Source organism: Nonomuraea sp. NPDC048826 (genome assembly GCF_043198225.1).
GTDB lineage: Bacteria > Actinomycetota > Actinomycetes > Streptosporangiales > Streptosporangiaceae > Nonomuraea.
The window spans coordinates 573,623-590,116 of sequence record NZ_JBICUQ010000004.1 but is presented as its reverse complement, the minus strand read 5'-3'; the positions used below and the strand labels follow the sequence as shown (position 1 = coordinate 590,116).

General features: G+C 70.3%; 14 protein-coding genes and 1 riboswitch. Of the genes, 8 read left to right on the top strand and 6 right to left on the bottom strand.

The features are described 5' to 3' along the window. Positions 1–116: 116 nt before the first annotated feature. Complete coding sequence (locus ACGFI7_RS17230) at positions 117–758, bottom strand: ATP-binding cassette domain-containing protein (protein WP_393405241.1); 642 nt, start codon at positions 756–758, stop codon at positions 117–119. A gap of 583 nt (positions 759–1,341) precedes the next feature. Between ACGFI7_RS17230 and ACGFI7_RS17225 the strand changes: the two genes are divergently transcribed. The 8 genes from ACGFI7_RS17225 (at position 1,342) to ACGFI7_RS17190 (ending at position 10,965) form a co-directional block, all read left to right on the top strand. After that, a complete protein-coding gene (locus ACGFI7_RS17225) occupies positions 1,342–2,541 on the top strand; it encodes a sensor histidine kinase (RefSeq protein ID WP_393405239.1) in 1,200 nt (399 codons plus the stop codon). Positions 2,542–2,837: 296 nt separating this feature from the next. Beyond that, positions 2,838–3,506 carry a response regulator gene (locus ACGFI7_RS17220; protein WP_393405236.1) on the top strand — a complete coding sequence of 223 codons (669 nt, stop codon included), beginning with the start codon at positions 2,838–2,840 and terminating at the stop codon, positions 3,504–3,506. Between the two features lie 469 nt (positions 3,507–3,975). Beyond that, positions 3,976–5,298, top strand: a complete 1,323-nt coding sequence (locus ACGFI7_RS17215; RefSeq protein WP_393405233.1) for an NYN domain-containing protein — start codon at positions 3,976–3,978, stop codon at positions 5,296–5,298. Positions 5,299–5,382: 84 nt separating this feature from the next. Then, on the top strand, positions 5,383–6,357 hold the full coding sequence (locus ACGFI7_RS17210; RefSeq protein WP_393405230.1) for an NlpC/P60 family protein: 975 nt from the start codon (positions 5,383–5,385) through the stop codon (positions 6,355–6,357). A gap of 314 nt (positions 6,358–6,671) precedes the next feature. After that, a riboswitch (cyclic di-AMP (ydaO/yuaA leader) is annotated at positions 6,672–6,838 on the top strand. A 154-nt stretch (positions 6,839–6,992) separates the two neighbouring features. Continuing rightward, positions 6,993–7,448: a C40 family peptidase gene (locus ACGFI7_RS17205; protein ID WP_393405227.1), complete on the top strand. Its 456-nt coding sequence runs from the start codon at positions 6,993–6,995 to the stop codon at positions 7,446–7,448. Between the two features lie 102 nt (positions 7,449–7,550). Then, positions 7,551–8,354, top strand: coding sequence for a hypothetical protein (locus tag ACGFI7_RS17200; RefSeq protein ID WP_393405224.1), 804 nt, complete (start codon positions 7,551–7,553; stop codon positions 8,352–8,354). Then, the gene (locus ACGFI7_RS17195) at positions 8,351–9,883 is read left to right on the top strand and encodes a M48 family metalloprotease (RefSeq protein WP_393405221.1); all 1,533 of its coding nucleotides are present in this window, start codon (positions 8,351–8,353) and stop codon (positions 9,881–9,883) included. The genes ACGFI7_RS17200 and ACGFI7_RS17195 overlap by 4 nt, the downstream gene beginning before the upstream one ends. Next, positions 9,880–10,965: a glycosyltransferase family 4 protein gene (locus ACGFI7_RS17190; RefSeq protein ID WP_393405218.1), complete on the top strand. Its 1,086-nt coding sequence runs from the start codon at positions 9,880–9,882 to the stop codon at positions 10,963–10,965. The genes ACGFI7_RS17195 and ACGFI7_RS17190 overlap by 4 nt, the downstream gene beginning before the upstream one ends. 1 nt (position 10,966) lies before the next feature. On the opposite strand, the gene ACGFI7_RS17185 is transcribed toward ACGFI7_RS17190, so the two are convergent. From ACGFI7_RS17185 to ACGFI7_RS17165, 5 genes are all read right to left on the bottom strand, one after another. Then, positions 10,967–11,884 carry a carbohydrate ABC transporter permease gene (locus ACGFI7_RS17185; RefSeq protein ID WP_393405215.1) on the bottom strand — a complete coding sequence of 306 codons (918 nt, stop codon included), beginning with the start codon at positions 11,882–11,884 and terminating at the stop codon, positions 10,967–10,969. Next, positions 11,881–12,753: a carbohydrate ABC transporter permease gene (locus ACGFI7_RS17180; protein WP_393405212.1), complete on the bottom strand. Its 873-nt coding sequence runs from the start codon at positions 12,751–12,753 to the stop codon at positions 11,881–11,883. The genes ACGFI7_RS17185 and ACGFI7_RS17180 overlap by 4 nt, the downstream gene beginning before the upstream one ends. Then, a complete protein-coding gene (locus ACGFI7_RS17175) occupies positions 12,753–14,039 on the bottom strand; it encodes an ABC transporter substrate-binding protein (protein ID WP_393405209.1) in 1,287 nt (428 codons plus the stop codon). Before ACGFI7_RS17175 ends, ACGFI7_RS17180 begins: the two co-directional genes overlap by 1 nt. Before the next feature lie 136 nt (positions 14,040–14,175). Continuing rightward, positions 14,176–14,550: a hypothetical protein gene (locus tag ACGFI7_RS17170; protein WP_393405206.1), complete on the bottom strand. Its 375-nt coding sequence runs from the start codon at positions 14,548–14,550 to the stop codon at positions 14,176–14,178. Positions 14,551–14,682: 132 nt separating this feature from the next. Then, entirely contained in the window at positions 14,683–16,449 is a 1,767-nt protein-coding gene (locus tag ACGFI7_RS17165) for an AMP-dependent synthetase/ligase (protein ID WP_393405204.1), read from the bottom strand. Between the last annotated feature and the right edge of the window lie 45 nt (positions 16,450–16,494).

The window sequence follows — 16,494 nt, the reverse complement described above, 5'->3', positions numbered from 1 at the left end:
TCGGTCGCGGGGTGCCTTGCTCATCGGCGCCGCGCATAATTCGACAACTCGGTCACCGGACACCTTGCTCATCGGCGCCGCACATGACTGGACAACTCGGTCACCGGACACCTTGCTCATTGGCGGACCGCCGCGCGTAGCTCGATGACCCGGTCGCAGCGCTCGGCCACCTCCGGGTCGTGGGTCGCGACCACCAGCGTGGTGCCCTCGGCGCCCACCGCGAGCAGCTCGTCCAGCACCACCGCGCGGTGGACCGCGTCCTGCTCCGCCGTCGGCTCGTCGGCCAGCAGCACCCGGGGCCGCAACGCCAGCGCCCTGGCCACCGCGACCCGCTGCTGCTGGCCACCGGACAGCTCCTCCACCAGGTGATCGGCGAACCTGGCCACCCGCAGCCGCTCCAGCGCCGCCGCCGCCAGCCGCATCGCCTCACGCGGCGGGCGGCCCGCCGCGCGCAGCGCCACCTCCACGTTCTCCGCCGCCGTCAACAGGCTCAACAGCCCGTACGACTGGAAGACGAGAGCGAGACCGGTGCGCAGCTCCGGCTCCTCGTCCAGCGGCACGCCGCCCACGAGGACCCGGCCCTCGGCGGGCGGAACCAGCCCGGCCAGCGTCGTGAGCAGCGTCGTCTTGCCCGAGCCCGACGGACCCATGAGCGCGACCCGCTCTCCTTCGGCCAGTTCGAGCGTGAGATTGTCGACGAGTTTCCTGCCCGTGACGACACAGGAGAGCGCGCGGCAGGACAGTGCTGGCGGGGGCACCAGTGGAGCATCCTCTGTCCGTTGGCTTTACGTCAACCATTAACGACTTTGCAAGTCGGCTGCAAGCCCGACACATACTGTTATATCCGCAGGCAGTACGTGAGCCGCGCGAGCAGGGCTCGCCCAGCACAGGGGCCTCGGGCGAGACCGAGTGGGGGAGCCGCGCGGCTCACCGCCACCCCCCTGACGCTGTCAGGCTAGAAGGCCACGCGAGCTGGGCGCCGGCGGGCCAGCTGACCGTGTGCGCCGACGTTGTCGGGACGCCCCGGTCCGTGAGCCGACACTGCTGGGACGGAATGCCGCACCCCGCCGCGACCACCGCTGCCGGGTCGCTCGGCTACATGAGCTGGGCGTTGCCGAACCACACGGCCGCGTGAGCTGACGGATCCATGGATACCGGCCGCGTGCAGGAGGCCGGGCACGGCACGCGCGGCCATCTCCAGGATTTCGCCGCGTGCAGCATCCGTCACGTCGTAGTGCCCGTCACCCGCCGCTGTCGTCGCCGAGACCGTCGACAAGCCCGACTTCCGATCGACTTTGGTCGCTGTTCGCGCGGCATCGGCAGGGCTTAACCTCGGGCAACGTGAACCGAGCGAGCGAGCCGCAGCAGGAGTACCGGTGGGTGCTCCCGTCCGTGCTGCTCGGCGACGGGAGCGCCGGCGGGCCGGTGCGACGGTCCACTCGCGACTGGATCGTCGACATCGCCATGTTCCTGCTGGCTTGCGGGCTGACGCTGCTGACGGCGCTGGAGGTCGACGGGCCGACACCGCTGGTGGCCGCCGAGCAGGTGGTCGGGGTGATCTCCTGCGTGTCGGTGTGGGTGCGCCGCCGCTGGCCGATCACCCTGGCGGTGGTGACCACCGTGGCCTCGGCGTACTTCGAGATGGTGGGCGGGGCGTCCGTGGTCGCGCTGTTCACGGTGGCGGTGCACCGGCCGTTCAAGGTGTCCGGGCCGCTCGTGGGGCTCAGTCTGCTCACGATCGTGCCGTTCTATCTTCTTCGGCAGGACGTGGACCTCGACGGTCCGGTGTACGGGGTGATCAGCGTCGCGATCGTGCTGACCATCTTCGCCTGGGGCATCGTCATCCGGGCACGGCGGCAGCTCATCTGGTCGCTGAGACAACGCGCCGACAGCGCCGCGGAGGAGGCGAAACGGCTCGAACGGGAACGGATCGCGCGGGAGATGCACGACGTGCTCGCGCACCGGCTGTCCATGCTCAGCCTGCACGCGGGCGCGCTGGAGTTCCGGCCCGACGCGCCCGCCGAAGAGATCTCCAGAGCGGCAGGGGCGATCAGGACCAGCGCCCACCTCGCGCTGCAGGACCTGCGCGAGGTGATCGGGGTGCTGCGCCACCACGACACGGCTCCCGAGGTGCCCGACCGGCCCCAGCCCACGCTCGCCGACCTGCCCGCCCTGGTGGCCGAGTGCGAGCAGGCGGGCATGGACGTGCGCCTGAGCCTGGAGGTGAGGGAAGCGCCGGAGAAGCCGGGGCGCAATCTCTACCGCATCGTGCAGGAGGCGCTCACCAACGCCCGCAAGCACGCCGCCGGCGCTCCTGTCAGCGTCACCGTGACCGGCGCGCCGGGCGAAGGGCTGGCGGCCGAGGTACGCAACGGGCTGCCCGTCCGTCATGGGTCCCGCGTCCACATCCCGGGCGCCGGGGCCGGGCTCATCGGCCTGACGGAGCGCGCCGGCCTGGCGGGCGGGCGGCTGGAACACGGCCCGACCCATGATGGCGAGTACGTGGTCCACGCCTGGCTGCCCTGGCCGGCGGAGACGTGACGACGGTGGGGGTTGCCGGCTCCCGAGGGGTCCCGGAGGTCTGCGGTTCCCCCTCGGTAGCGGGAAGGCCACCTGGTGGTTCAGGCGCTGGGGCACATGGCGGTGGCGGATGGCCCAGGGCGTCCGGCGTTTCCCTGCGGTGGCGCTGGGTTGGTCCTGAAGTGAAGGGGCCGTGGGGCGGTGAGTGGGGGTCAGGAAACGTCTCTCACAATGGCGCTCGTTCCGTTGGAGGGGCGGTGGAGTGAGTAGGTGGGTCATGGTGGGCGGACAGTTCGGTGGTACGTGAAGGAGAGCGGATGACGATGCCGGGGGAGCGGCCGATACGGGTGCTGATCGTGGATGACGACGCGCTCGTGCGTGCGGGTCTGTCGATGATCCTGGGTGGTGTCGGCGACATCGAGATCGTGGGTGAGGCGGCGGATGGTGCCGAGGTGCCGCTGATGGTCGCCGAGCTCCGGCCGGATGTGGTGCTCATGGACATCCGGATGCCGGACGTCGACGGGCTCGCCGCGACCGAGGCGGTGCGGGCTGCCAAGTCACCGCCCGAGGTCGTCGTGCTGACCACCTTCCACGCCGATGCACACGTGTTGCGAGCGCTGCGTGCGGGGGCGGCCGGGTTCCTGCTCAAGGACATTCCGCCGGGTGAGTTGGTCGCTGCGATCAGGAAGGTGGCGGCGGGGGAGCCGATCCTCTCGCCCGCTGTGACCCGGCAACTCATCTCTCATGTCTCCAACGGCGGTGCCGGCGCTCGGGCCGACCGGGCGCGGACCCTGATCGACCGGCTCAGCGAGCGTGAGCGGGAGGTGGCGCTGGCCGTGGGGCAGGGCAGGTCCAACGCGGAGATCGGGCGGGAATTATTCATGAGCGTGCCCACGGTCAAGGCGCACGTCTCACGCATTCTGACCAAGCTGGAGCTGAACAACCGGGTCCAGGTGGCCCTGCTCGTCTACGACGCCAGTCTTTGACTGGACATGTGCCCTGGGGAGGGGAGGATGCGCCGGCGGGGTGGGTTGCCGCCTTTGGTGGGGATGGGCTCGGGTGAGGCTGGTTGCGATCCAGGAACGCTTGGCTCTCGCTCTGGTTGCTGTCCGGGGTCCTGGTCCTCTGGGCACGGTGACCCCATGAGGCCGGCGGCTGGCGGGATGGCGTGCCTCCATGCTGGAATTCCAGGTTTTTGCCGGTCTCGCCAGCGCGTCGTCTGGCTCGTACGGGAATGACTCCGTGCTGGTACGGGCCACATACGCACCGTTGATCGTGGACGGCGGGGTGGCAGCGCGGCCCGGGTGGAGGGGAGGCCTGCCGCAGGTCGGTCCGGAAACCGAGGCGGAATCGGCGGTCTGAACAAGCGCTTGCCCGGAAAAGGGTGCCCGTTACGGACAGGTACCCGACAGCCGTACCCTTGTCTGAAAGAGCATGTCATGAAGGGACAGTGGGATGAGCGCAGCGGGTGAAGGCCTGTCTCGCCCGCTTCCCGAGCAGGTGCGGCTCAACGTCGTCGACCTGGCGGCCCAGGTCCTCGGCTCGATGCCCGCTGCCGTCATCCCGCCCCCGCTGCGCGGCATCGCCAAGTTCGACCCGCGCAAGCGCGCCCGCCTCGGCAGTGCGCCGATCGCCGCCCAGCTGGAGAACGACAAGGACTTCCGCGAGGCCGTCGCCGAGCACGTGAGCGCCGGATGGCCGGAGCTCGTCTCGTCCCTGGCCGAGGGCCACGTGCCGCCCGCCGCCGATCCCGTGCTCGTCGCCGCTGCCGCCTATCTGATCCGCCCGCCGAGCTGGGAGGAGATGGTCGAGGCTGCCCGGGCCGATCTGGAGAAGAGCGCCGCCGCGGCCGAGGGCTCGGAGCGCGAGGAGGTCGTCTCCCGGCTGCGCGAGCAGCTCGCCGCGCAGAAGTCGGCGGCCAAGGAGGAGATCGACCGGCTGCGCGAGCAGCTCAAGACCGCCCGGAGCGAGAACTCCGACCTGCGCCGCAAGCTGCATGACGCGCGTGAGCGGGCCAAGGCCGCGGTGCAGCGGGCCGAGGCGATGGAGCAGGCCGCCGAGGAGGCCCGGGTCGCGGCCACGGCGGCCGGCAGCGCAGGTGAGACCGAGCTGCGCCGGCTGCGCGAGCGGCTGGCGGACGTGGAGAAGCAGCTCGAAGCCTCCCGCAGAGCCGCCAGGGAGGGCCGCAGCATCGAGGACGCCCGCATCAGAGTGCTGCTCGACGCCCTGCAGGACGCCTCCGCCGGGCTGCGCAGGGAGCTGGCGCTGCCCACCACGATCTCCCGGCCGGCCGACTCGGTGGCCGCCGTCGCCGGGGAGGTGCCGGGAGTGCGCGGGGTGCCGGCCCGCGCACTGGCCGACGACGACCCGCAGCTGCTCGACCAGCTTCTCGCGCTGCCCCAGGTCCATCTGATCATCGACGGCTACAACGTGACGAAGACCGGTTACGGCACCCTCACCCTGGCCGACCAGCGCAACCGGTTGATGACGGGGCTGGGCGGGCTGGTGGCGCAGACCAGGGTCGAGGTGACCGTGGTCTTCGACGGCGCCGAGCTGAACGCTCCGGTGCAGGTGGTGGCGCCGCGCGGGGTACGGGTGCTGTTCAGCGCGCCCGGGGAGATCGCCGACGACCTGATCCGCCAGCTGGTCCGCGCCGAGCCGCCGGGCCGGGCCATGGCCGTGGTCTCCTCCGACCGCGAGGTCGCCGAGTCGGTGCGCCGGATGGGAGCCAGACCCGTTCCGTCTGCTTTGCTGCTCCGCAGGCTCGGCCGCGCCTAGATTACAAATCAGTGTTTAGGTGAGACCCCACCTAACACTTCTGTACTATTTCGCCCCAGATATATTCCCCCTGGGAGGCGAGCTGTGAGGTTGGGCCGGGCGCCGCTGGCCGCGGGTCTAGCGATCGGGCTGATCATCGTCCCGGCGGGAGGAGTCTCCGCTGATCCCCGACCGACGATCAGCCAGGCCAAGAAGAAGCTCGAGAAGCTCAACGACAAGGCCGACAAGGTCGTCGATCGCTACAACACGGCCACCGAGAGCTACAAGGACGCCAAGAAGCGCTACGACAAGCTGAACGGCAGCTACAAGCGCAAGCTGGCCACCGTCTCCGAACTGCGCGAGCAGGTCATCCAGATGGCCGTCGACGGCTACAAGATGGGCCGCGACCTCACCGCGATGCCGTCCGTGCTCACCAGTGACCGGCCCGACGACATGCTCTACCAGATGGCGCTGACCGGTCAGCTGAGCCAGGAGCGGGCCGGCATGCTGGCCGCCTTCGACCGGGAGAACCGCGGGCTCAAGGCCGAGCGTGACAAGGCGCAGGATGCCCTGGGCGAGGCCGACGAGGAGCGCGACAAGATCAAGCAGGAGCGCGCCGAGGTCGAGAAGCTGATCGCCCAGCAGAAGAAGCTGCTCAACCGCCTCGGCGCCTACCGCGTCGGCGACCCGAACAGCACCGGCGTCAAGTACACCGGGCCCGCCTCGGGAAGCGCCGTCGCCGTGCTCAACTTCGCCTACGCGCAGATCGGCAAGCCCTACCAGTTCGGCGGCACCGGCCCCGGCGGCTGGGACTGCTCCGGCCTGACCCAGGCGTCCTGGCGCGCCGCTGGCGTGTCCCTGCCGCGTACGACCTGGCAGCAGTGGGCGTGGGGGGCCAGCCGGCGGGTCTCGCTGGACGCACTCCAGCCCGGGGACCTCATCTTCAGCGAGGGGCTCGGCCACGTGAGCATCTATGCCGGTGACGGCAAGATCGTGCACGCGCCGCAGACCGGAGACGTCGTGAAAGTCGTCCCACTTTCGTCGTACGGACGACGTCTCGTCGGGGCGGTACGCCCGTGAGCTCCTGAAACTCGTGTGACTCGTGTGACACAAGGGTCTTGACATGACGTCAGAGCGGTAAGTGTGAGTATGGTCACATTCGAGTAACGAGGCCGCCTGTGCACCTGGGGTCGCCGGTTCTTACAAGGGTCCTGTCAGATCTTTACTCGTTGACCGCGGTTTTGCCAGATCGTGACTTTCCGGCGTAGGTTCTGGCGTCGCGGCGGACATGCCATGCCCGCCGCCGACCATCATCGCCGGTGCCGCAGGCGTCGCGATGTGGACGTATACACATCCGCCGGTCACCGCCGTATCCCCGTAGACAACTGATCCGGGGCGGTGGCCTGCCGAATCCGTACAGCCAGGAGTACGGAGCCGGGGAACCATCGAACCCGTCATTTCAGGGCGGGATCAGGGGTGAATCGGCGCGTGACGCGCGCCGTAGGGCGACTTCCAGGCCCGAATCCGTCAGCTAACCCGGTAGGCGTTCGTGGAAGAGTCAAGGAGCAATCCTGTCTACCTCCCCGCATAACCCCCGTCTGTCCCGTCTTGCCCTCAGTGGCATAGCGCTCACGATGACCGTGACGGCCGGAGGCGCAGGCCTCCACGTCCCGGCGGCGCAGGCGGAGACGGTGAGCGCCCCAGCCGGAGCTTCCGTGACGAAGGCGGTGGAATCTGCCAAGACGGTCAAGGTCGTCAAGGCAGTCAAGACCGCCAAGTCCCGTAAGCAGGCGAAGGCCGCTCGGCAGAAGGTGAGAGCCCACAAGGCCGTCGCGGTGGCCAAGAAGCAGATCGGTGACCCGTACCGGTACGGAGCCACCGGGCCGAACGCGTTCGACTGCTCAGGTCTCGTCCAGTTCGCCTGGCGCAAGGCCGGAGTGAAGATCCCGCGCGTGACGAACAGCCAGTTCGCGCGCATCAGGACGAAGGTCTCCTACAAGAACTTGCGACCGGGTGACCTGATGTTCTTCCGCGGGCTCGGCCACGTGGGCATGTACGTCGGCAAGGGCAAGATGATCCACTCGCCGAGCACGGGCAAGACCGTGCGTATCGAGAAGCTCGGCGGATGGCGGAAGTCGTCGTTCGCCGGAGCGGTGCGCCCCGGTCTGTGACCGTCCACGAAGGCCCCGTCCCCTGTGGGGGCGGGGCCTTCGTGCTGCCCGGCCCACGTCCCGCGGGAGCCGCGGCGTGCCGAACGGCTAGCATCGGGCAGCGTGTCCGGGTACGTGAGCCGTCGAGCGGTGCTGACGGGGCTGGTTCTCGCCGTCGCCGCGGCCGACGGGGCACGACTCCCGGCTGACGAGCTGGCCGACGTCCGAGAGCTGTGGCGGGGTGAGCTGGAGATCGCCCGCGGCGAGCGGGCCCTGGTCGCGGGGCGTCGGGCCAGACCTGGGCTGCTGGCCGATCTGGCGCGGCGGGCCGACGCGGCCGGGCTGCGCGTGTCGGCGGTGCTGGGCGGGACCGTGCGGCCGCTGGTGCTGGTGCCCGCGTCCGGCGCGGAGGCCGCGCGGCTGGCGGGCACCGGGGGAGTGGACGGGCTGGCGGCCGTGGCCGACGGGCGGCGGGTGATCGTGGTGCCGGAGGGGTTCGCCCGGCTCAACCCGGTGGGGCGGGACGTGGTGCTCGCCCACGAGCTCACCCACGTCGCCGCGGGCACCGGTGGGCTTCCTGTCTGGTTGTACGAGGGATTCGCCGACTACGTGGCCTATCGGGATTCCGGGCTGCCGGTCACCGTGGCCGCGGCCGAGCTGGCGGCCGAGGTGCGGGCCGGGCGGCTTCCCGGCGACCTGCCCGGGCCGGCGGACTTCGGCGCGCGGGGGGACGCGCAGGCGCGGGCGTACCAGGGGGCGTGGCTGGCGTGTCGGTACCTGGCCGCGAGGATGGGCGAGGGGACCCTGGTGAGGCTCTACCGTGAAGCGCGGAGTGCCGGCGCCGGCCGGGCGCTCGCCGCGTACGGGCTCACGATCGGCGAGCTGACCCGGGAGTGGCGCGCGTACGTGCGGGACGAGCTGGGGTGAGGGGACGCGAAGTGGACGACGGCCAGGACAGGAACGGCACCGCGGGCGACGAGGCCGCGACCCGGCCCGGCGACCCGCCGGCCGGGGACCCCGCCCGCCGAGAAGCCACCACAGGACCGGCCCGCAGGCGGGCCCGGGAGACGCCGCTGACGGGCGAGCCCGGGCGGGGAGCGCGGGAGACCTCGGAGGGCGCCATCCCTGGGCCGGGGGTGAGTGAGGTTTCGGGAGACGGCTTGCCCGAGCCGGGGGATGGGGCCTCGAGGCCCGGGAGGGGTGAGCCGGATCGGAGGCTGCGCCGGCAGGCCGGGGTGGCCGGGGTGGTGCTGGGGGCGGCGATTCTCGCCGTGGTGGGGCTGACGACGCCGTGGCAGGCGCTGCCCGGCGCACCGCCGGTGGCCGCGGATCCCGCCAGGGACTTCACCGCCGCGCAGATCGCCCGCGCGCAGGCGTTCGACGCGGCCACCAGCGTCCCCTCCTACCTGTCGCTCGGCCTGACGCTCGTCTTCGCCGGTCTGCTCGTCGCCACTCCGCTGGGCGCGAAGGTCCTCGGGGTGCTGCGCGGGCCGTGGTGGGTGCGGGTGCTGCTGGGGGTGTTCGCGCTGACGGCGATCGAGGAGGCGCTGCGCTGGCCGCTCGGCCTCTGGTTCGAGACCGTGCTGCGCGACTACGGCCTGTCCACGCAGGACTGGGTGTCGTGGACGGGTGACCGGCTCAAGAGCATCGGCATCAACACGGCCCTGCTGGCGGTGATGATCCTCGCGGTGGTGGCGCTGGCCCGCCGGTTCAGGCGCTGGTGGATCCCCGCCGCGGCCGGGGCGTTCACCCTCACCGTGGCCGCCTCGTTCGCCTACCCGGTGGTGTTCGAGCCGGTGTTCAACGACTTCCACTCCATGCCCGCCGGGCCGCTGCGGACGAACCTGCTGGCCATGGCCGAGCGCGACGGGGTGCCGGTGGAGGACGTGCTGGTGGCCGACGCCTCGCGCCGCACCACCGCGCTGAACGCCTACGTCTCGGGGTTCGGCGCGACGCGGCGCATCGTGGTCTACGACAACCTGCTGAAGGCCCCGCAGCCGGAGGTCGAGCTGGTGGTGGCGCACGAGCTGGGGCACGCCGACGAGAACGACGTGCTGTACGGCACGCTCATCGGCGCGCTGGGCGCCGCCTTCGGCGCGATCCTGCTCTACCTGGTCTTCGGGCCGGTGCGCGGACGCGCCGGGGTCACGTCGATCGCCGACTGGCGGGCCGCGGGCGCGATCATGGGGTTGATGACGCTGGCGACGTTCCTGTCCGGGCCCGCCCAGAACCTCGTCAGCCGCCACGTCGAGGCCAGGGCCGACGCCCACGCGCTGAACCTGACCCGCGACCCGGTGACGTTCGCGGCGATGCAAAAACGCCTGGCAACAGCCAACATTTCCGACTTGTCGCCGGATGCGGTGGAATATGTGCTCTATGCCTCCCATCCCACGGCGCCGCAGCGGATCGCGATGGCCCGCTCCTGGGCGCGGCTGAACGGCGTCCCCGGACCGTGACCCGCGTCGTCTTCGTCACCAACGACTTCCCGCCCCGCCCGGGCGGCATCCAGTCGTTCGTGCACGGACTGGCGCTGCGCACCCCCGGCGCCGTCGTCTACGCGCCAGCCTGGCGCGGGTGCGCCGAGTTCGACCGCGGGCAGCCGTACCCGGTCGTCCGGCATCCCGGACGCCTCATGCTGCCCGTGCCGTCCGTCGCCCGTACGGCCGCCGCGCTGGTGGCCGAGCACGGCGCGGACACCGTGGTGTTCGGCGCGGCGGCGCCGCTCGGCCTGCTCGCGCCGCGCCTGCGCGCGGCGGGGGCGCGGCGCGTGGTGATGCTCACCCACGGCCACGAGGCGTCCTGGGCGAGCGCGCCAGGCTTCCGCGCGGTGCTGCGCCGCATCGGCGGGCACGCCGACGTGGTCACCTACCTGGGCGAGTACACGCGCGCCCGGCTGGCCCGGGCCGTCCCGGACGACAAGCTGGTACGGCTCGCGCCCGGCGTCGACACCGGCCTCTACCACCCGCAGGCGGCCAAGGCGGAGCTGGGGCTGGCGGGCCGGCCGGTGGTGGCGTGCGTGTCCAGGCTGGTGCCGCGCAAGGGCCAGGACCGGCTTATCAGGGCCTGGCCGGCGGTGCTCGGCGCGGTGCCGGACGCGGTGCTGCTCCTGGTCGGCGGCGGCCCGCACCGGCGCGCCCTGGAGAAGCTGGCCGGCGGGCACCCGTCGATCGTCTTCACCGGCACCGTCCCCGCCGCCGACCTGCCCGGCTACTACGCCGCGGCCGACGTCTTCGCGATGCCGTGCCGTACCCGCTGGGGCGGGATCGACGTGGAAGGGCTCGGCATCGTGTTCCTGGAGGCGGCCGCGACCGGCCTGCCGGTGGTGGCCGGCCGCTCGGGCGGCGCGCCCGAGGCCGTACGCGACGGCGAGACGGGCCTGGTGGTCGACGGCCGGGACCCGGCGCCGGTGGCCGAGGCCCTGACCGAGCTGCTCACCCGGCCCGAGCAGGCGCGGAAGATGGGCGAGACCGGCCGCGACTGGGTCGTCCGCGAGTGGTCCTGGGACCGGGTCGCCGCCCGCTTCCACACCTTGCTCTGAATCACCCCTTCGTCGAGCCGAGCGTCAGCCCGGCCACGAACTGCTTGTGCAGCAGCTGGAACACGATCAGCGTCGGCAGCGCCACCAGCACCGAACCGGCCGCCAGCAGGTTGTAGTCGGTGAAGAACTGGCCGCGCAGATTGTTCAGCGCCGAGGTGACCGGCAGCTTGTCGCCCGACACCATGAGCACCAGCGCCCACAGGAAGTCGTTGTACATCCAGGTGAACTGGAGCGTGCCCAGCGCCGCCAGCACGGGCCGGCACAGTGGCAGCGTCAGCGTCCAGTAACGCCGCCACAGGCTCGCCCCGTCGACCAGCGCCGCCTCGGTGATCTCCTCGGGGATCGTGCGCATGAAGTTCGCCATGACGAACACGCAGAACCCGAACTGGAACGCCACGTGGATCAGGATCAGCCCCAGGTACGAGTCGTACAGCGACTGGGAGTCCGACAGCCACGCGGGCAGCGGGATCAGCGTGTAGAGCGAGTACAGCGGCGTGATGAGGACCTGCGGCGGCAGCAGGTTGCCCGCGGTGAACACGATGAGCAGCGTCTTGCGCCCGGGGATGCGCGCCCGGGCGATGGCGAACGCCACGAACGAGGCCAGGAACAACGTCAGGATCACCGCCGGGATCACGATGATCAGCGTGTTCAGGTAGTAGCGGGGCAGCTCGGCCTGGCTCCACGCCTGACCGTAGTAGTCGAGCGTGAGCTCCTCGGGCAGCGAGAAGTAACCCAGCCGGGAGGTCTCCTCGTACGGGCGCAGCGACGCGTACACGGCCAGCACGAGCGGCAGCAGCCAGCCCAGCGCCACCACCGCCAGGAAGGCGTGCAGCAGCCAGCGCAGCGGACGCACCGGGGCCCGCGACGGCGTCGCCGCCTTGCGCCCCGGGCTCGTGTCGACGGGCGCGATGAGGGTCATCGTTCCTCCCGGAACAGCTGCGACAGGTAGGTGACGATGAACCCGAGCGAGATCACCAGCAGGATCACCGCGATGGCCGAGCCGAACCCGATCCGGCTGGCCTCGCCCACGATGTTCTCGGTGACCAGCACCGACAGCAGTTCGAGGCCGTTCCTGCCCTTGTTGATGGCGTAGACGATGTCGAACGCGCGCAGCGCCTCGATCACCGTGATCACCAGCACGATCACGTTGACCGGCCGCAGCGTCGGGAACACCACCCGGAAGAACGCCTGCCTCTCGTTCGCCCCGTCGATGGCGGCGGCCTCCTTGAGCGCCGGGTCGACCGCCTTCAGCCCCGCCAGATAGATGATCATCACGTAGCCGACGTGCCGCCACGCGGCCGCGACCATGACCACCCAGATGTTGATCGACCGGTCGCCGAGCCAGTCGACCGACAGCCCGGTGACGGCGTTCAGCACGCCGTAGTCGTGCGAGTAGACGAGCTGGGCGATGAACCCGACCACCGCCAGCGACAGCACCACCGGCATGTAGAGGGCGCTCTGGTACAGGCGCGAGCCGCGCAGCCGCCGGTCCAGCAGCACCGCGCAGAAGAGCCCGAACGGGGTCGCGACCAGCCCGAGGAAGACCAGCCAGAGAATGTTGTTGCGGACGGCCGACCAGAACGGCGGGTACTCGCCGGCCAGGTCGGCGTAGTTCTGCCCGCCGACCCACTCGATCGGCCCGAAGCCGTTCCAGTCGGTGGCGGACAGGGCCACGGAGGCCAACGTGGGCCCCCAGATGAGGCCCACGTTGACGATGACGGCCACCCCCAGCCCGATGACCAGCACGGTCACGTCGCGGGCGGAGTAGCGACGGGTCTTGACGGCCATCAGCGGAAGATGTTGGCCTTCTGCTGCTCGATGCTCTTCACCAAGGAGTCGATCTCGGCGGGCTTGTCGATGAACGACTGGAGTGACGGGATCATCACCGTGGACGCGAAGTCGGGCCGGGTGTCACGGTCGAGGAACTGGGCGATGTGCGCGGCCTGCGAGACCAGCTCGGCGCCGCGCTTCTGCAGCGCGCTGTAGCCGCTGGTGTCGGCTTTCGAGCTGGCCGCGAGCGTGCCGGGGTCCAGCTCGGTGGCGACGTCCTGGGAGGCCGCCTGGGCGAAGTGCTTGACGAGGGCCTTGGCGGCGTCGACGTTCTTCGCCTTGGCGGAGACCATGTAGCCGTCGATGGGGGCGTCGATCGAGTCGGTGCCGTAGGTGGGGTTGATCTCCGGGAAGGTGAAGAAGTCCAGGTCGTCCAGGTCCTCCTCGGGGAACTGCTGGGCCACGAACATGCCGAGGAGGTACATGCCGCTCTTCTTCTGCGCCAGCGACTGCGCGGCCTCCTGCCAGGTGCGGCCAAGCGACGCCGGCTGGTGGAACTCCATCAGCCCGCGCCAGGTGTCGAACACCTGCTTGACCCGCGGATCCGTCCACGACTCCTTGCCCGCCATGAGCGCGATGTGGAAGTCGTAGCCGTTCATCCGCATGTTGATGATGTCGAACGTGCCCATGGCGGGCCAGCCGTCCTTGTCCGCGAACGCGATCGGCACCAGGTCGTCGCCCTGCATCTTCTTGGCGAGCGCGGTCAGCTCGTCGAGCGTCTTGGGGGGCTCGTACCCCTTCTCCTCCCACACGCTCTTGCGGTAGAAGACGGCCCACGGATAGTACGTGAACGGGATGAAGTACTGCTTGCCGTCGGTGCCGGTGGAGGCGTCCTTGAACGCCTGGGTGTAGTCGCCGCCGATCTCCTGCCACACGTCCGAGATGTCCGTGGCCAGGCCCTGCTCGGCGAAGAACTGCATGCGGTAGCCGGCGAACCAGGTGAACACGTCGTCGGGCGTGCCCCTGAGATAGCGGTTGATGTTCTCCTGGAACGTGTTGTGGTCGACAGTGTTGATCTTCACGTCGGCCAGGGTGAAGTTCTTGACCACGGTGGCCAGCGACTTCTTCGGCACCTCGTCGGATGCGTTGGAGCCCAGAGTGACGGTGCCCAGGTTGCCGGTGGCGCTGCTGCCGGGGCTCGGCTGCTCGGAGCCGCCGCAACCGGCGAGCACGGCGGGCACGCCGAAGGCGGCGGCCGTACCGAGAAGTAAATTGCGGCGAGATATCGGCGGACGTTGGTCCATGGGTGGTTCCTCCTTGCCGGACCCTCAGATTCCCCCGAGTTCGATCACCCCTCATCGAAAAGCCAACTTTTCAAACTGTCAACGGACATACGCGAAGAGGCCGCCGGGGCGACCCCGGCGGCCTCTCGGATGATCGTCAGTTGCAGGACGGGCAGTTGCCGATCTTGCGCTGGATGTCGATGAGGATCTTCATCATCTGCGCCTGCGTGGCCTGCATCTCGGTCTGCGTGGCCTGCATGGCGTCGAACCGCTGATCGACAGCCTCGAAGCGTTGGTCGACCGCGTCGAAGCGCTTGTCGACGGACTCGGCCAGGTTGTCGACTTTGACCTCCAGCGAGGTGACCCGCTGGTCGAGGAGGGTCACCTTCTTGTCTACGACCTTCACCCGCTCGGCCACGCCGTTGACGCGCTCGGTCAGTTGCTGGCCCATCTCCATCTGGTCGGCCCGGATGGCGATCAGCTCGTTCTGGATCGCGGTGCCGAATCGAACGGCTGTGTCATTGATGCTCATGGGTCACTTCCCCTACCTTCGGAGGTAGGGACCGGGGATGTTAGGGATCTCCGGTCCCGAACTGTCAGCGAAAGGCTACTCCGAGTCACGGAATGACTCCACACCGTTTCTTTAACTGGTTGGAGCTCCAGGTCAGCCCTTCGCGTCGTACAGCGCCTCGATGTCGGCGGCGAAGTCACGCATCACCACAGCACGCTTGATCTTGAGCGTCGGGGTCAGGTGGCCGCTCTCCTCGGTGATGTCCGTCGCCAGCACGGTGAACTTCTTGATCTGCTCCGCCTTGGACACCATGCTGTTGGCCCGGTCGACCGCGCCCTGCACCTCGGCCAGGATGCGCGGGTCGGTGCGCAGCTCGGCGGCCGTGGCCGGGGCGTACGGCGCCAGCGCCTCCGGGTCGAGCGTGACCAGCGCGCCGACGAACGGCCGCCCCTCGCCGACGACCAGCGCCTGGGAGACGAGCGGGTGTGCGCGCAGCGCGTCCTCCAGCGGGCCCGGCGCGACGTTCTTGCCCGCCGCCGTCACCAGGATCTCCTTCTTGCGCCCGGTGATGCGCAGGTAGCCGTCCTCGTCCAGGTCGCCCACGTCGCCGGTGTGGAACCAGCCGTCGGCGTCGACGACCTCGCCGGTGGCCTGCTCGTTGTTCCAGTAGCCGACGAACACGTTGCGGCCCCTGGCCAGGATCTCGCCGTCCTCGGCGACGCGAAGCGTGACACCGGGCAGCGGCCGGCCCACGGTGCCGACCTTGTTGCCGCCCGGCATGTTGACCGAGCACGGCGCGGACGTCTCGGTCAGCCCGTAGCCCTCGAACACCTCGATGCCGACGCCGCGGAAGAAGTGGCCCAGCCGGTCGCCCAGCGCCGACCCGCCCGACACCGCGGCCGACAGCCGGCCGCCCGTCGCCTCGCGCAGCTTGGCGTACACGAGCTTGTCGAACAGCGTGTGCTGCAGCCGCAGCCCGAGCCCGGCGCCGCCGTCGGCCTCCGCCTTGCTCCAGGCCACCGCCACGTCGACGGCCTTGGCGAAGATCTTGCCCTTGCCGCCCGTGATGGCCTTCTGCTCGGCGGCGTTGTAGACCTTCTCGAACACGCGCGGCACGCCCAGCAGGAACGTGGGCTTGAAGTCCTGCAGGTCGGGCCCGACGTTCTTCATGTTGGGGGTGTGCGCCATGACCGCGCCCGCCTCCACCAGCACGACCTGGATCATCCGCGCGAAGATGTGCGCCAGCGGCAGGAACAGCAGCGCCGCGGGGTCGCCGGTGAACAACGGCCGCAGCGGCCCGCGCAGCACGTTCAGCGCGGTGAACAGCAGGTTGTCGTGGGTGATCAGGCAGCCCTTCGGCCGGCCGGTGGTGCCGGAGGTGTAGACGATCGTCGCCAGGTCGGACCCGCTCACCCGCGACCGGAGCTCCGCCAGCGCGGCGTCGTCGACGCCGGCGGGGTCGATCGAGCCGTCCAGCGCGGCCTCGACCCGCCAGACGTGCTTCAGCCCGGGCGCCGCGTCGCGCACCGTCTGCTCGTGGTTGTCCAGCTCGACGAAGGCGGCCTTGGCCCCGCTGTCGGAGAGGATCCACCTGACCTGCTCGGTGGAGGAGGTCTCGTAGATCGGCACGGTGACCGCGCCGATCGCCCAGATCGCGTAGTCGACGAGCGTCCACTCGTAGCGGGTGCGCGACATCAGCGCCACCCGGTCGCCGTGCCCGACGCCCGCGGCCGTCAGGCCCTTGGCCAGGTCGGCGACCTGGTCGCGGAACTCGCCCGCGGTGATCGCGGGCCAGCCGTCGCCGGCCTTGCGCCGCAGGATCACCCGGCCGGGCTCCTGCTCGCCGCGCCGGAAAACGGTGTCGGCCAGCGAGGCCGACTCCGGGACATCCACCAGCACGGGAACGCTGTATTCGCGCACGGATCCACTCCTCCAGGTGCACGCTTCGGACCACCCGGACGTTAC

Excerpts from the sequence above, each read along its gene's own strand:
- ACGFI7_RS17180 (WP_393405212.1), bottom strand. The coding sequence starts at position 12,753 with ATGGCCGTCAAGACCCGTCGCTACTCCGCCCGCGACGTGACCGTGCTG.
- ACGFI7_RS17220 (WP_393405236.1), top strand. The coding sequence starts at position 2,838 with ATGACGATGCCGGGGGAGCGGCCGATACGGGTGCTGATCGTGGATGAC.
- ACGFI7_RS17185 (WP_393405215.1), bottom strand. The coding sequence starts at position 11,884 with ATGACCCTCATCGCGCCCGTCGACACGAGCCCGGGGCGCAAGGCGGCG.
- ACGFI7_RS17170 (WP_393405206.1), bottom strand. The coding sequence starts at position 14,550 with ATGAGCATCAATGACACAGCCGTTCGATTCGGCACCGCGATCCAGAAC.
- ACGFI7_RS17215 (WP_393405233.1), top strand. The coding sequence starts at position 3,976 with ATGAGCGCAGCGGGTGAAGGCCTGTCTCGCCCGCTTCCCGAGCAGGTG.
- ACGFI7_RS17175 (WP_393405209.1), bottom strand. The coding sequence starts at position 14,039 with ATGGACCAACGTCCGCCGATATCTCGCCGCAATTTACTTCTCGGTACG.